The organism is Roseivivax sp., assembly GCF_054552075.1.
In genome coordinates, this window is sequence record NZ_JBTOLZ010000009.1 from 42,569 (window position 1) to 55,251 (window position 12,683).

Genomic DNA, 12,683 nt, shown 5'->3' on the forward strand with positions numbered 1-12,683 from the left:
AGATGCCGGTGCTGTTACGTGACGACAGAGAGGGCGTGGCGAACCTCACGCTCAACGTGCCCGAGCGGCTGAACCCGCTGTCGGACGCGATGATCGCCGCGCTGACCGAGGAGCTGGCGCGCATCGCCGAGGACCGCGACATCCGCGTGGTGGTGCTGCGCGGCGCGGGCCGGGCCTTCTGCGCGGGCCACGACCTGAAAGAGATGACCGCCGCCCGCGCCGCGCCCGACGGCGGCGCCGCGGCCTTCAAGGATCTCTTCGACCGCTGCGCGGCGATGATGATGGCGGTGACCGCCCTGCCCCAGCCGGTGATCGCCGAGGTCCAGGGCCTGGCCACCGCCGCCGGCTGCCAGCTCGTCGCGAGCTGCGACATGGCCGTGGCCGCCGAAAGCGCGCGCTTCGGGGTGAACGGGGTGAACATCGGGCTCTTCTGCTCGACGCCCATGGTGGCGCTGACCCGCAACGTCTCGCGCAAGCAGGCCTTCGAGATGCTGACCACCGGCGCCTTCATCGCGGCCCCCCGCGCCGAGGCGCTGGGGCTGGTCAACCGCGTCGTGCCCGACAACGCGCTGTCCGAGGCGACCGACGAACTGGCCCGGACCGTCGCCGCCAAGCTCGGCAGCGCGGTGCGCACCGGCAAGTCGGCCTTCTACCGCCAGCTCGAGATGCCGCTCTCTGAGGCCTATGCCTATACCGGCGCCGTCATGGTCGAGAACATGCTCGACCGCGATACAGAAGAAGGCATCCAGGCCTTCCTCGAAAAACGCGCTCCGGACTGGGCGCAGGAGTGACAAAAGCCGCGGGATTTCCTATCTGCCACCCATGACCGAGACATTGCATATCGTGGGCGGCGGCATGGCCGGCTCTGAAGCCGCATGGCAGGCCGCCAATCTGGGCGTTCGCGTGGTGATCCACGAGATGCGCCCCAAGGTGGGCACCTTCGCCCATAAGACCGGCAAGCTGGGCGAGATGGTCTGTTCCAACTCCTTCCGCTCGGACGATCACGAACAGAACGCCGTGGGGCTGCTTCATTGGGAGATGAAGGCCGCGGGCGGGCTGGTGATCTCGACCGCCTATGACCACCGGCTGCCCGCCGGCGGCGCGCTGGCGGTCGACCGGGAGCCCTTCTCCGAAGAGATCACCCGCGCACTCAAGGCGCATCCCAACATCGAGGTGAGCCACGAGGAGGTCTCCGAGCTGCCCCAGGACGGCCAGTGGATCTTCGCCACCGGGCCGCTCACTTCGGACAGCCTGGGCCAGTCCATCGCGCGGGCGACCGGCACCGAGAGCCTCGCCTTCTTCGACGCTATCGCGCCGATTGTCTATGCCGACACGATCGACATGTCGCAGGCCTGGATGCAGTCGCGCTACGACAAGGGCGAGACCGAGGCGGAGCAGCGCGCCTATCTCAACTGCCCGATGACGCGCGAGCAATACGAGGCCTTCATCGACGCGCTGATCGCCGCCGACAAGACCGAGTTCCACGAGGGCGAGACCGCGGGCTATTTCGACGGCTGCCTGCCGATCGAGGTCATGGCCGAGCGCGGCCGCGAGACCCTGCGCCACGGGCCGATGAAGCCGGTGGGCCTGACCAACCCGCACAAGCCCGACGAAAAGCCCTGGGCCGTGGTGCAGCTGCGCCGCGACAACGCGCTGGGGACGCTCTTCAACATCGTCGGCTTCCAGACCAAGATGAAATACGGCGCCCAGAAAGAGGTGCTGCGGATGATCCCCGGCCTCGAGGAGGCGCGCTTTGCCCGGCTGGGCGGCATCCACCGCAACACTTTCCTGAATTCGCCGACGCTTCTGGACGACCGGATGCGGCTGCGCGCCCAGCCCAACGTTCGGTTCGCGGGCCAGATCACCGGGGTCGAGGGCTACGTCGAATCCGCCGCCATGGGGCTTCTCGCCGGGCGCATGGCCGCCGCCGAGATCCTCGGCGAGGACCTCGCCACCGTGCCCCAGGACAGCGCCCATGGCGCGCTGGTGCATCACATCACCGGCGGCGCCGAGGCCAAGACCTTCCAGCCGATGAACGTGAATTTCGGCCTGTTCCGCCCGCTCGAGGGCGTGAAGGGCGGCCGCCGGGGCCGGCGTGACCGCTACAAGGCCTATACCGACCGCGCCAAGGCCGCCTGGACCGACTGGCTGGGCCTGCAGGGCAGCGCCGCGGCGGCGGAGTGAGCCGATGAACTACGTACTGGCCCTTCTCCTGCCGCCGCTCTCGATCCTGCTGACCGGGCGGATCTTCACGGCCATCGTGGTCTTCATCATCTGGATCCCGGCGATCCTCTTCTCGGGCGGGCTGACCCACCCGATGTTCATTTTGCTCGCCTGGATCCTGATCTACCAATCCGCAGAAGAGCGGCGCGCAAGCCGCCGAGGCGACGACTGACCCAACCGACAGGAGGCCCCCTTGAGCGAGAAAAGCTACCTCGACCGCGTCTACGAAGCCCAAAGCCAGGACGAGCGGCGGCAGATCTACGACGTCTGGGCCAAGGAATATGACGCCGATCTCGCGGGGGCCGATTACGCCACCCCCGGCCGCTGCGCCGCGGCGCTGGCCCGCTTCGCCCCCGACCCGGGCCAGCCGCTTCTGGACGTGGGCTGCGGCACCGGGCTCTCCGGCGCGGCCCTGCAGGAGGGCGGCTTCGCGCTCCTCGACGGGGTGGATGTCTCGGGCGGGATGCTCGACGTGGCCCGCGACAAGGGCCTCTACCGCAACCTCACCCGCATCGCCCCCGGCGCGCCCCTGCCCTCGGGCTACGGGCTCATGGCGGCGATCGGGGTGATCGGCGCGGGCGCCGGCCCGATGTCGATCCTCGACCTGATGATTGAGGCGCTGGAGCCCGGCGGCCTGCTGGTCGCCTCCTTCAACGAGAAGACCCTGGCCGAACCCGAGGCCCAGGCGCATATCGACCGCGTCCGCGCCAGCGGGCTGGTCAAGGAGCACCTGGCCGAGATGGGCCCGCATGTGCGCTCGAAGAACCTGCAGGCGCTGGTCGTGGTGTTCGAGAAGGCGTGATCACGCGCTTCGCCCCGTCGCCCACCGGCCCGCTGCACCTGGGCCATGCCTATTCCGCGCTCCTGGCCTGGGAGAGGGCCCGGGCCGCGGGCGGGCGGTTCCTGTTGCGCATCGAGGACATCGACCAGGGCCGCGCCCGCGCCCATTGGGAGGCGCAGATCTACGAGGATCTGCGCTGGCTCGGGCTCGACTGGGAGATGCCGGTGCTGCGCCAGTCAGAGAACCTGCCGGCCTATCGCGCGGCGCTCGCGGCGCTCTGGGCGCGCGGGCTTCTCTATCCCTGCCGCTGCCGGCGGCGCGACATCCTCGAGGCCGCCTCGGCCCCGCAGGAGGGCGGCGCGCCGCTGACCGGGCCGGACGGCATCCTCTATCCCGGCACCTGCCGCGACCGGCCCGGCGCGCGCCAGGGCCCGCTGCCTCAGGACGTGGCGCTGCGCCTCGACATGGCGCGGGCGCTGGAGGCGCTGGGGGAGACACCGCTTGCCTTCACCGAGACCGGCGCCGGGCCCGACGGCGCGATGGGGGAGATCGCCCTCTCGCCCCGCCAGTTGATCGAGACCGTCGGCGACGTGGTGCTCTCGCGCCGCGAGATGGGCACCTCCTATCACCTGGCCGTGGTCATCGACGATGCGGCCCAGGGCGTGAGCGAGGTCACCCGCGGGCGCGATCTCTTCGAGGCGACGGCCATCCACGTGGTCCTTCAGCGCCTCCTGGACCTGCCGAGCCCGCGCTACCACCACCACCGGCTGATCCGCGACGAGGACGGGCGGCGGCTTGCCAAGCGCGACGACGCCCGCGCCATCGCCACCTACCGCGCCGAGGGGGTCAGCCCCGCCGAGCTGCGCGACATGGTGGGCTTATGAGCCCTCGAGGCTGAGGATCTCCACCGGCGCGCCCTCGCGGATCGCGGTGTAGAAACAGGACCGCCGCCCGGTGTGACAGGCCGGCCCCGTCTGGTTCACGCGCACCAGCAGGCAGTCGCTGTCGCAATCGACGCGCATCTCGACCAGCTCCTGCACATGGCCCGAGGTCTCGCCCTTGACCCAGAAGCTCTGGCGCGAGCGCGACCAATAGGTCACGCGGCCGGTCTCGAGCGTCCGCGCCACCGCCTCGGCGTTCATCCAGGCCAGCATGAGCACCTCGTCGCTCTGATGATCCTGGGCGATCACCGGCAGGAGGCCGCGGGCATCATAGACCAAGGTCGCGGGATCGAAGGACATCGGCAGAAACCTTTTTGCACTCGGGGGACGAGCCCCTATCTATGGGGACAGGCGAAAAAGGGAAACCCATGTCGGCCGAACAGGACCTCATCAAGCTTTACTCCGACCGCATCCTGGCGCTGGCCGCGGACATTCCGCGCACCACGCGGCTCGCAGCGCCGGAGGCCACGGTCAAGAAGCGCTCGCCGCTCTGCGGCTCGACCGTCACGGTGGACATCGTGATGCGCGACGGGCGGGTGGCCGACTACGGGCAGGACGTGAAGGCCTGCGCCCTGGGCCAGGCGGCGGCCTCGGTCGTGGGCGGCGCGATCATCGGCCAGGACGCGGGCCAGATCACCGCCGCGCGCGACGCGCTGAAGGCCATGCTGAAGGAAGACGGCCCGACCCCGCCCGCGCCCTTCGAGGGGCTCGAGGTGCTGCGCCCTGCGGCGGCCTACAAGAACCGCCATGCCTCGATCCTCCTGGCGCTCGACGCGGCCTCGGAGGCCGCGAGCGAGGCCGAGGCGCATCAGTCGGCCTGAGGGGCCGGCGGGTTCTTCAAATCTGCATGACTTAAAGAGCGGTGCGCGCGGCGCGCCGTTTTTTCATGCGCGTCCCAACACCCGCTTTTCCCAGCCAGTTTCACCCGGCTGACGACAAGCGACGGGCCGACCGAAAGCGCACCGCGCCCCGCCCTAAGCCCCTGCCCTAAAAAGAAAAAGCCGCCATGCGTTCGGGGCGCATGGCGGCAAGTGGCGTGTCTTGCGGGTTTCCGGGGACGCGAGGGGCGCGCGCGACGGGACAGTCGGTCAGGCGCCGCATCGGGACAGTCGATGCTGGGGACGGCGTCCGGCACAAGATACGCAGGCAGAAAGGCGGTGCGGGTCAGATATGCAGCCCCGCGATCAGAAGGACGATCAGCGACATGACCCCCAGGGCATCGGTCCAGAGCGTGTCCTGCGAACGGCGAAGCGTGGTGCGGATCTGGTCGAGCATGAGGTCCTCCTAACCTTGTGTTAGCACTTTGTTCTCATGTTTGAGGGCATGAGTCCAGAACTTTATGAGAACAAACCAGAACAAAGGGGGACAAGACATCGGAACAGATGAAGAAATTCCCGTTGCACCCGGGCGCGTGGTCAGGCCTCAGCCGACGCTGATCAGCCGGATCGCGCGGTCCTGCCGCATCAGCCACAACAGATGCCACGCCGCCTGCCCCCGCGGCGAGGTCAGCGCCGGGTCTTCGGCCAGGAGCTTGCGCGCGTCGCTCTGGGCGATCTGCATGAGGCCCGCCTGTGCCTCCATGTCGGCCACGCGGAAGCGCGGCAGGCCGGACTGCGCGGTGCCGATCAGGTCGCCCGCCCCCCGCATCTCGAGGTCGACCTCGGCGATGCGGAAGCCGTCCTCGGTCTCGCGCAGGGTGGTCAGGCGCTTCTCGCCGCCCTCGCTCAGGGGCGGGCGATACATCAAAAGGCAAGTGGAGGCCGCCTCGCCCCGCCCCACGCGGCCGCGCAGCTGGTGCAGCTGCGCGAGCCCGAACCACTCGGCCCGTTCGATCACCATGATCGAGGCATTGGGCACATTGACGCCGACCTCGATCACCGTGGTCGCGACCAGGACCTTGGTTTCACCCGCGACGAAGCGGGCCATGGCGGCATCCTTCTCGGCCGCGGGCATCTGGCCGTGCACCAGCCCCACCTGCCCCTCGCCAAGGGCGGCGCGCAGGTGGCGAAAACGGTCCTCGGCGGCAGTCAGGTCGATGGATTCGCTCTCGTCGACCAGCGGGCAGACCCAATAGGCCTGCCGCCCCTCGGCGATGGCCTGCGACAGATGCGCCACGACCTCCTCCATCCGCTCGGCAGAGGTCAGCGCGGTGCGGATCGGCTTGCGCCCCGGCGGCTTCTCGTCGAGGACCGAGACATCCATGTCGCCGAACTGCGCCAAGGACAGCGACCGCGGGATCGGCGTCGCGGTCATCACCAGCACATCCGCCCGCGGCCCCTTCTCGCCCAAGGACAGCCGCTGGTTCACGCCAAAGCGGTGCTGTTCGTCGACCACCGCCAGCCGGAGGTCCTGAAAGACCACATCGTCCTGGAAGACCGCATGGGTGCCGACCAGGATCTGCACCTCGCCCGCGGCCAGCGCGGCCAGCTTCTCGCGCCGCTCGCGGCCCTTGTCGCGGCCGGTCAGCACCTCGACCCGCACGCCCGCCGAGGCGGCAAGCGGCTGCAAACCTTCAAGATGTTGGCGCGCCAGGATCTCGGTCGGGGCCATCATCACCCCCTGCCCGCCGGCCTCGACCGCGACCAAAAGCGCGAGCAGCGCGACCAGCGTCTTGCCCGAGCCGACATCGCCCTGCAGGAGCCGGTTCATCCGCTCGGGCGCGCCCATGTCGGCGGCGATCTCGGAAATCGCGCGGGTCTGGGCGCCGGTCGGCGCATAGGGCAGCGCCCTCAGCACCCGGTCGCGCAGCGCCCCGTCGCCGCGCGTCTCGCGCCCCGGCTGCGCCCGACGCGAGGCCCGGGCCAGCGCCAGGGTCAGCTGATGCGCGAAGAACTCGTCATAGGCCAGCCGCACCCGCGCCGGCGCCTCGGGCGCGAGGTCGCGCGGCCCGGTCGGGCGGTGCACCGCCTGCAGTGCGGCGCGCCAATCCGGCCAGTCCTCCTTGGCCTTCTGCGCCGCGTCGATCCATTCCGGCAGCTCCGGCGCCCGTTCGAGCGCCGCCGCGAGCGCCCGCCAGAGGAGCTTCTGCGTGACCCCGGCGGTCAGCGGGTAGACCGGCTCGAAGGCGGGCAGTTCCGCCTCTTCGCCCGGGGCCAGCACGTGGTCGGGATGCACCATCTGGGCGCGTCCCTCGAAAAGCTCGACCCGGCCCGAGACCACGCGCCGCGCGCCGCTCGGCAGGAGCCGCTTGAGGTAGTCGCCGCCGCGGAAATAGACAAGCTCGAAGCTGTGCTGCGCGTCGGTGACCTCGATCCGGTAGGCGCCGGTGCGGGTCCGCGGCGGGCGATGCGCGCCGATCTCGACGCTGACCGTCAGCGTCGCGGGCAGATCCTCGCCCTGCACGGTGTCGCGCAGGCGCCGGTCGATCCCCGAATAAGGCAGCAAAAACAACAGGTCACGCGGCGCCTCCACGTCCAGCGCGGCCAGCGCCTGGGCGGTCTTCTCGCCGATCCCCGGCAGCGCGGTCAGCGCGCCGAAAAGCGGAAAGAGCCGCTCGGGACGGCCGCTCATGCCGGCCCGATCAAGGACAGCCAGCCGTCTTCGTCGAGGATTTCGACGCCGAGCTCGCGGGCCTTCTTCTCCTTCGAGCCCGCGCCGGGCCCGGCGACCAGGATGTCGGTCTTGCTTGAGACCGAGCCCGAGACCTTTGCGCCCAGAGCCTCGGCGCGGGCCTTGGCCTCGGCGCGGGTCATCTTCTCGAGCGTGCCGGTGAAGACCACGGTCTTGCCGGCGACGGGGCTGCCCTCGGTCGCCGGGCGCTGCGCCTCCTCGACCTCGAGATAGGCCGCGAGCCGGTCGATCGAGGCGCGTTCCTCGGTCTGGGCGAAGGCCGAGACCAGCGAGACCGCGAGCGTCGCGCCGATGCCGTCGATGCCGACGAGATCCTCCCAGGCGGCGCGGGCGGGCTGCGGCACCTCGGGCGGCTCGGCCCAGACGGCCTCGCGGGTGCGGGTGATCTCGGCGCGGCGGCCCTCCTCGGCGGCGGCGCGGCGTTCGGCGGTGACCGCGGCCTCGGCGGCCCTGTGGCGGCGTTCGGCGGGCCGCGCGGTGTCCAACGCCTCGACCAGCGCGCCCCAGCTCAGGTAGTGGCGCGCCAGATCGGCGGCGGCGACCTCGCCGACATGCCGGATGCCGAGCGCAAAAATCAGCCGGTTCAAGGGGATGCGCTGTTTCTCTCGGATCGCGTCGAAGAGCTTCTGCGCGCTTTTCTCGCCCCAGCCCTCGCGGTTCTTGAGCTGCTGCATGCCCGCGCCGTAGCGTTCGGGCAGCGCGAAGATGTCGGCGGGCTCGGCGATCCAGCCGTCGGTGTGGAACTGTTCGACCTGCTTGGCGCCCAGGCCCTCGATGTCGAAGGCGGCGCGGCTGACGAAATGCTTCAGCCGTTCGACCGCCTGGGCCGGGCAGATCAGCCCGCCCGAGCAGCGCCGGACGGCGTCGCCCTCTTCGCGGATCGCCTCGGAGCCGCAGCGCGGGCAGACCGTCGGGAACTCGTAGGGCGCGGCGTCTTCGGGGCGCTTGTCGAGGTCCACATCGGCGATCTTCGGTATCACGTCGCCGGCGCGGTAGACCTGCACCCAGTCGCCTTCGCGGATGTCGCGGCCACCGCGGATCGGCGCGCCGGTGGCGTCGCGCCCGGCGATGTAATCCTCGTTGTGCAGCGTCGCGTTGGAGACCACGACGCCGCCCACGGTGACCGGCGTGAGCCGCGCCACGGGGGACAGCGCGCCGGTGCGGCCGACCTGGATCTCGATCTTCTCGAGCCGGGTCCAGGCCAGTTCGGCGGGAAACTTATGCGCCAGCGCCCAGCGGGGGGTGGTCGAGCGGAAGCCGAGGCGGCCCTGCAGGCCGAGGTCGTCGACCTTGTAGACCACGCCGTCGATGTCATATCCGAGCGTGGCGCGGCGTTCCTCGATCTCGCGGTACTGCGCGAGCATATCCTCGGGGCCGGCGCAGCGGCGGGTCAGCGGATTGGTGGAAAAGCCCAGCTCGGCCAGCCGGGAAAGCGCGCCGCTCTGGCTCTCCGAAAGCGGTTCCGACAGCTCCCCCCAGCCATAGGCGAAGAACTTCAGCGGCCGGGCGCGGGTGATCGCGGGGTCGAGCTGGCGCAGGCTGCCGGCGGCGGCGTTGCGCGGGTTGGCGAAGGTCTTGCCGCCGCGCGCTTCCTGGCCCTCGTTGAGGGCGGCGAAATCGGCGTGGCTCATGTAGACCTCGCCGCGCACCTCGAGCACCTCGGGCGCGCCGGTCAGCATCTCGGGGATGTCGGAGATGGTGCGGGCATTGGCGGTGACATTCTCGCCGGTGGTCCCGTCGCCGCGGGTGGCCGCGCGGATCAGCCGCCCGCCCTCGTAGCGCAGGCTGAGCGAGAGCCCGTCGATCTTGGGCTCGGCGGTATAGGCCAGGTCGTCCTCGGGCCCGAGGTTCAGGTAGCGCCGGATGCGGGCGTCGAAATCGGCGATCTCGGCATCCTCGAAGGCATTGCCGAGCGACATCATGCGTTGGCTGTGGGTGACCTTCTCGAAGCCCTCGGCGGGGGCGGCGCCGACCTGGTCGGAGGGCGAATCCGCGCGCTTGAGGTCGGGAAACCGCTCTTCGATCCGGGCGTTGCGGCGCTTCAGCGCGTCGTAATCGGCGTCGGTCAGCTCGGGCGCGTCGCGGGTGTGGTAATCCTCGTTGGCCTTGGCGAGGAGCGCGGCGAGCCGGCCCAGTTCCTCCTCGGCGGCGGCGCGGTCCAGGTCGGTCACCGGCGTGTCGGAGAAGTCTTTCTGCCCGGTCATGGTCCCGCTCCGTCGAAGGCTCGTTCGGGCCAAGTGATAGGGGTCCCGGCGGGCAGGGTCCAGTGGGCGGATCGGGCGGTGGCGTCCTGCGGCCGGGGGTTTTTGCGCGGTCGGGACGGGCTCGGGTTGGTGGCGGCTGAGGGGCGCGGTGGGAGGCCGGGGGATTGGCTAGGGCCTTGTCGGGGCCGGGTTGGATGTTCGAAAGTGCCGCAAGAGGTCGCCGGGGCCGAACCTTGTCGGGTCAGTCTAATGGTACGGGGCGGCGGGCGTCCGTCGGTTGGCGCCCTGCCCCGCGGGTCAATTCTCTCGGGCCTTGCCCTGTGAGCCGTTCCTTCGAGCTATGCCCGTTGGGCCTTTCCTTTAGACCTCACGCGACCGCGAAGGCACCGCCTCTAAAGCCCAAACCATCGCGCCTTGCCCCTTAGCAGCCGCCTCCCGCTCAGGCGCGGGCGGCGAGCGGCGCGGCGTCCTCCTCGGGCACCGGGTCGCGCAGCACGTAGCCGCGGCCCCAGACCGTCTCGATGCAGGAGGGCTCCCCCGTCGCCTCGGCCAGCTTCTTGCGGAGCTTGCAGATGAAGACGTCGATGATCTTCAGCTCGGGCTCGTCCATGCCGCCGTAGAGATGGTTTAGGAACATCTCCTTGGTCAGCGTCGTGCCCTTCCGCAGGCTCAGAAGCTCGAGCATCTGGTATTCCTTGCCGGTCAGATGCACCTGCCGCCCCTCGACCGAGACGGTCTTGGCGTCGAGGTTCACCGCGATGCGGCCGGTCAGGATGGTCGACTGGGAATGCCCCTTCGAGCGGCGAATGATCGCATGGATTCGCGCCACCAGCTCCTCGCGGTGGAAGGGTTTGCAGAGGTAGTCGTCCGCCCCGAAGCCGAAGGATTTCAGCTTGCTCTCGGTGTTGCTGTCGCCCGAGAGGATCAGGATCGGCGTCGAGACCCGGGCCGTGCGCAGCTGGCGCAGCACGTCGTGGCCGGTCATGTCGGGCAGATTGATGTCCAGCAGGATCAGGTCGTAGTCGTAGAGCTTCGCCAGGTCGATGCCTTCCTCCCCGAGGTTGGTGGCATAGACGTTGAGGTTGGCATGGGTGAGCATCATCTCGATGCTCTTCAGGGTCGTGGGATCATCTTCAACTAGCAGCACACGCATGAGGAGTCTCCGTCCACATTCAGGTCACCTCATGGTGTCGCTGAAAAACATTAACCGGACCTGAACGTATCTGAAATTCCACAAATTGCAACCATTAGTTGTATTCTACACCTGCTTTCGCTTCTGCAGGCAGGTGGTCTTCAATCCTTCCTTGCCCCAGGTCTTCACCGCGACCATCCATTCGCCCAGCTCGTCCTCGGAGAGCTTGTATGTCTCGATCGCCTGGGCGGCGGTCAGAAGCCCGTAGCGCACCGCCTTCACAACCGCGAGCTTGCGCGAGGCGACCCAGCGCACGGTTTCCGGCGGCGGCAGGTCCGCCCGGGTCATGGTGCTTCCATCCGGCAGCCGCACCGCGCGCGGCCCTTCGACTTTCTTCAGATACATCGCCCGCTCCGTTACAGGCGCCCGCAAAGGCGCGCGTGGCAGGGGCGAGACTGCGCAAGCGCGTTTAACGGGCGGTGAAACGGCCCCTTGAGAATGCGTCGGATTTTCCTATATTCCGCCGGTCCCGGTGCGCGGCACTATGCAGAACGTTGGGAACGCCCATGCCCCTCGATACGACCAAGCTCAACTCGCTCGGCTTCGCCAAGCCCCCCGCGGAAACCCGCGTCGTCGTCGCCATGTCCGGCGGCGTCGACAGTTCGGTCGTGGCCGCCAAGCTCGCGGAGGAAGGCTACGACGTGGTCGGCGTGACGCTGCAGCTCTACGACCACGGCGCGGCGCTGGCCAAGAAGGGCGCCTGCTGCGCCGGCATCGACATCCACGACGCCCGCCGCGTGGCCGAGGAGATGGGCTTCCCGCATTACGTCCTCGATTACGAGAACATCTTCCGCGACGCGGTGATCGACGAGTTCGCCGACAGCTACCTGGGCGGCGCGACGCCGGTGCCTTGCATCCGCTGCAACGAGCGGGTGAAGTTCAAGGACCTGCTCGAGACCGCCAAGGACCTCGATGCCGACTGCATGGCCACGGGCCATTACATCCAGCGCAAGATGGGCGACCAGGGCCCCGAGCTGCACAGCGCCGCGGATGCCAACCGCGACCAGAGCTACTTCCTGTTCTCGACCACGCCGGAGCAGCTCGATTACCTGCGCTTTCCGCTGGGGCACCTGCCCTCGAAGGAGGCGACCCGGGAACTGGCGCAGAAATACGGGCTGACCGTGGCCGACAAGCCCGACAGCCAGGACATCTGCTTCGTGCCGGACGGCAATTACGCCAGCGTCATCGAGAAGCTGCGCCCCGGTGCCGCCGAGCCCGGCGAGATCGTGCATGCCGACGGGCGCGTCCTGGGTGAGCATCGCGGCGTGATCCATTACACCATCGGCCAGCGCCGGGGCTTGGGGATCGGCGGGCTCGACGAGCCGCTCTACGTGGTGAAGCTCGACGTCGAGAACCAGCGCGTGGTGGTCGGCCCGAAGGAGATGCTGGCGACCCGTACGGTGCCCGTGCGCGAGATCAACTGGCTGGGCGACGCGCCCTTCACGAGCCAGGCGGAATGGCATGTCTCGGTCAAGGTGCGCTCCACCCGGCCGCCGCGCGAGGCGGTGATCCGGCCGATCTCGGAGACCGAGGCGGAGGTCGAGCTGCTGACCCCCGAGGAGGGTGTGTCGCCGGGCCAGGCCTGCGTGTTCTACCAGACCGGGGACAGCCGCATCCTGGGCGGCGGCTGGATCTGGCGGGGGTATTGAGGCCGGGGGCTTGGTGCTTTGCTCGGGGTGTAGAATGACCTCTGCTCCGTCTGGATCGGAGCGCTTGCGTCCCACCCCGCGCTTCTTGCGCCCGAATAGCACCGAAGGTGCCGGGCGCGCGCC

Annotated in this window: 12 protein-coding genes; 7 read left to right on the forward strand and 5 right to left on the reverse strand. The window is 69.4% G+C overall.

Translation table 11 applies throughout. From position 1 onward, the window contains the following. Positions 1-2 precede the first annotated feature (2 nt). Genes ACX938_RS09095 through gluQRS form a run of 5 tightly spaced genes read left to right on the forward strand, consistent with a single transcriptional unit; the run spans position 3 to position 3,888 of the window. Positions 3-791, forward strand: a complete 789-nt coding sequence (locus ACX938_RS09095) for an enoyl-CoA hydratase (RefSeq protein WP_459430807.1) — start codon at positions 3-5, stop codon at positions 789-791. Positions 792-822: 31 nt separating this feature from the next. Continuing rightward, the gene (gene trmFO, locus ACX938_RS09100) at positions 823-2,184 is read left to right on the forward strand and encodes a methylenetetrahydrofolate--tRNA-(uracil(54)-C(5))-methyltransferase (FADH(2)-oxidizing) TrmFO (protein ID WP_459430808.1); all 1,362 of its coding nucleotides are present in this window, start codon (positions 823-825) and stop codon (positions 2,182-2,184) included. A 4-nt stretch (positions 2,185-2,188) separates the two neighbouring features. Next, positions 2,189-2,395 (forward strand): hypothetical protein, encoded by a 207-nt coding sequence (locus tag ACX938_RS09105; protein WP_232751967.1) that lies wholly within the window; start codon positions 2,189-2,191, stop codon positions 2,393-2,395. Positions 2,396-2,416: 21 nt separating this feature from the next. Beyond that, positions 2,417-3,025 carry a class I SAM-dependent DNA methyltransferase gene (locus tag ACX938_RS09110; protein ID WP_232751968.1) on the forward strand — a complete coding sequence of 203 codons (609 nt, stop codon included), beginning with the start codon at positions 2,417-2,419 and terminating at the stop codon, positions 3,023-3,025. Further along, positions 3,022-3,888, forward strand: coding sequence for a tRNA glutamyl-Q(34) synthetase GluQRS (gluQRS, locus tag ACX938_RS09115; RefSeq protein WP_459430809.1), 867 nt, complete (start codon positions 3,022-3,024; stop codon positions 3,886-3,888). The genes ACX938_RS09110 and gluQRS overlap by 4 nt, the downstream gene beginning before the upstream one ends. Here gluQRS and hisI read toward each other — a convergent pair. Continuing rightward, positions 3,883-4,245: a phosphoribosyl-AMP cyclohydrolase gene (gene hisI, locus ACX938_RS09120; RefSeq protein WP_459430810.1), complete on the reverse strand. Its 363-nt coding sequence runs from the start codon at positions 4,243-4,245 to the stop codon at positions 3,883-3,885. The two genes, gluQRS and hisI, sit on opposite strands and share 6 nt — an antisense overlap. 68 nt (positions 4,246-4,313) lie before the next feature. On the opposite strand from hisI, the gene ACX938_RS09125 reads away from it, so the two are divergent. Next, complete coding sequence (locus tag ACX938_RS09125) at positions 4,314-4,766, forward strand: iron-sulfur cluster assembly scaffold protein (RefSeq protein WP_459430811.1); 453 nt, start codon at positions 4,314-4,316, stop codon at positions 4,764-4,766. 601 nt (positions 4,767-5,367) lie between these two features. Here ACX938_RS09125 and recG read toward each other — a convergent pair. From recG to sciP, 4 genes are all read right to left on the reverse strand, one after another. Beyond that, positions 5,368-7,455 (reverse strand): ATP-dependent DNA helicase RecG, encoded by a 2,088-nt coding sequence (gene recG, locus ACX938_RS09130; protein ID WP_459430812.1) that lies wholly within the window; start codon positions 7,453-7,455, stop codon positions 5,368-5,370. Further along, positions 7,452-9,719 (reverse strand): NAD-dependent DNA ligase LigA, encoded by a 2,268-nt coding sequence (gene ligA / locus ACX938_RS09135; RefSeq protein ID WP_459430813.1) that lies wholly within the window; start codon positions 9,717-9,719, stop codon positions 7,452-7,454. The genes recG and ligA overlap by 4 nt, the downstream gene beginning before the upstream one ends. Positions 9,720-10,158: 439 nt before the next feature. Continuing rightward, complete coding sequence (gene ctrA, locus ACX938_RS09140) at positions 10,159-10,872, reverse strand: response regulator transcription factor CtrA (protein WP_459430814.1); 714 nt, start codon at positions 10,870-10,872, stop codon at positions 10,159-10,161. 105 nt (positions 10,873-10,977) lie between these two features. Continuing rightward, the gene (gene sciP, locus ACX938_RS09145; protein ID WP_232751975.1) at positions 10,978-11,256 is read right to left on the reverse strand and encodes a CtrA inhibitor SciP; all 279 of its coding nucleotides are present in this window, start codon (positions 11,254-11,256) and stop codon (positions 10,978-10,980) included. Between the two features lie 161 nt (positions 11,257-11,417). Here sciP and mnmA point away from each other — a divergent pair, with 161 nt between their 5' ends. Then, complete coding sequence (mnmA, locus tag ACX938_RS09150; RefSeq protein ID WP_232751976.1) at positions 11,418-12,560, forward strand: tRNA 2-thiouridine(34) synthase MnmA; 1,143 nt, start codon at positions 11,418-11,420, stop codon at positions 12,558-12,560. The last annotated feature ends 123 nt before the right edge of the window (positions 12,561-12,683 follow it).

What these genes read in the sequence shown, in the direction of transcription:
- ACX938_RS09095 (WP_459430807.1), top strand. Translation starts at nt 3, where the DNA reads ATGCCGGTGCTGTTACGTGACGACAGAGAGGGCGTGGCGAACCTCACG.
- trmFO (WP_459430808.1), top strand. Translation starts at nt 823, where the DNA reads ATGACCGAGACATTGCATATCGTGGGCGGCGGCATGGCCGGCTCTGAA.
- ACX938_RS09105 (WP_232751967.1), top strand. Translation starts at nt 2,189, where the DNA reads ATGAACTACGTACTGGCCCTTCTCCTGCCGCCGCTCTCGATCCTGCTG.
- hisI (WP_459430810.1), bottom strand. Translation starts at nt 4,245, where the DNA reads ATGTCCTTCGATCCCGCGACCTTGGTCTATGATGCCCGCGGCCTCCTG.
- ACX938_RS09125 (WP_459430811.1), top strand. Translation starts at nt 4,314, where the DNA reads ATGTCGGCCGAACAGGACCTCATCAAGCTTTACTCCGACCGCATCCTG.
- recG (WP_459430812.1), bottom strand. Translation starts at nt 7,455, where the DNA reads ATGAGCGGCCGTCCCGAGCGGCTCTTTCCGCTTTTCGGCGCGCTGACC.
- ligA (WP_459430813.1), bottom strand. Translation starts at nt 9,719, where the DNA reads ATGACCGGGCAGAAAGACTTCTCCGACACGCCGGTGACCGACCTGGAC.
- ctrA (WP_459430814.1), bottom strand. Translation starts at nt 10,872, where the DNA reads ATGCGTGTGCTGCTAGTTGAAGATGATCCCACGACCCTGAAGAGCATC.
- sciP (WP_232751975.1), bottom strand. Translation starts at nt 11,256, where the DNA reads ATGTATCTGAAGAAAGTCGAAGGGCCGCGCGCGGTGCGGCTGCCGGAT.
- mnmA (WP_232751976.1), top strand. Translation starts at nt 11,418, where the DNA reads ATGCCCCTCGATACGACCAAGCTCAACTCGCTCGGCTTCGCCAAGCCC.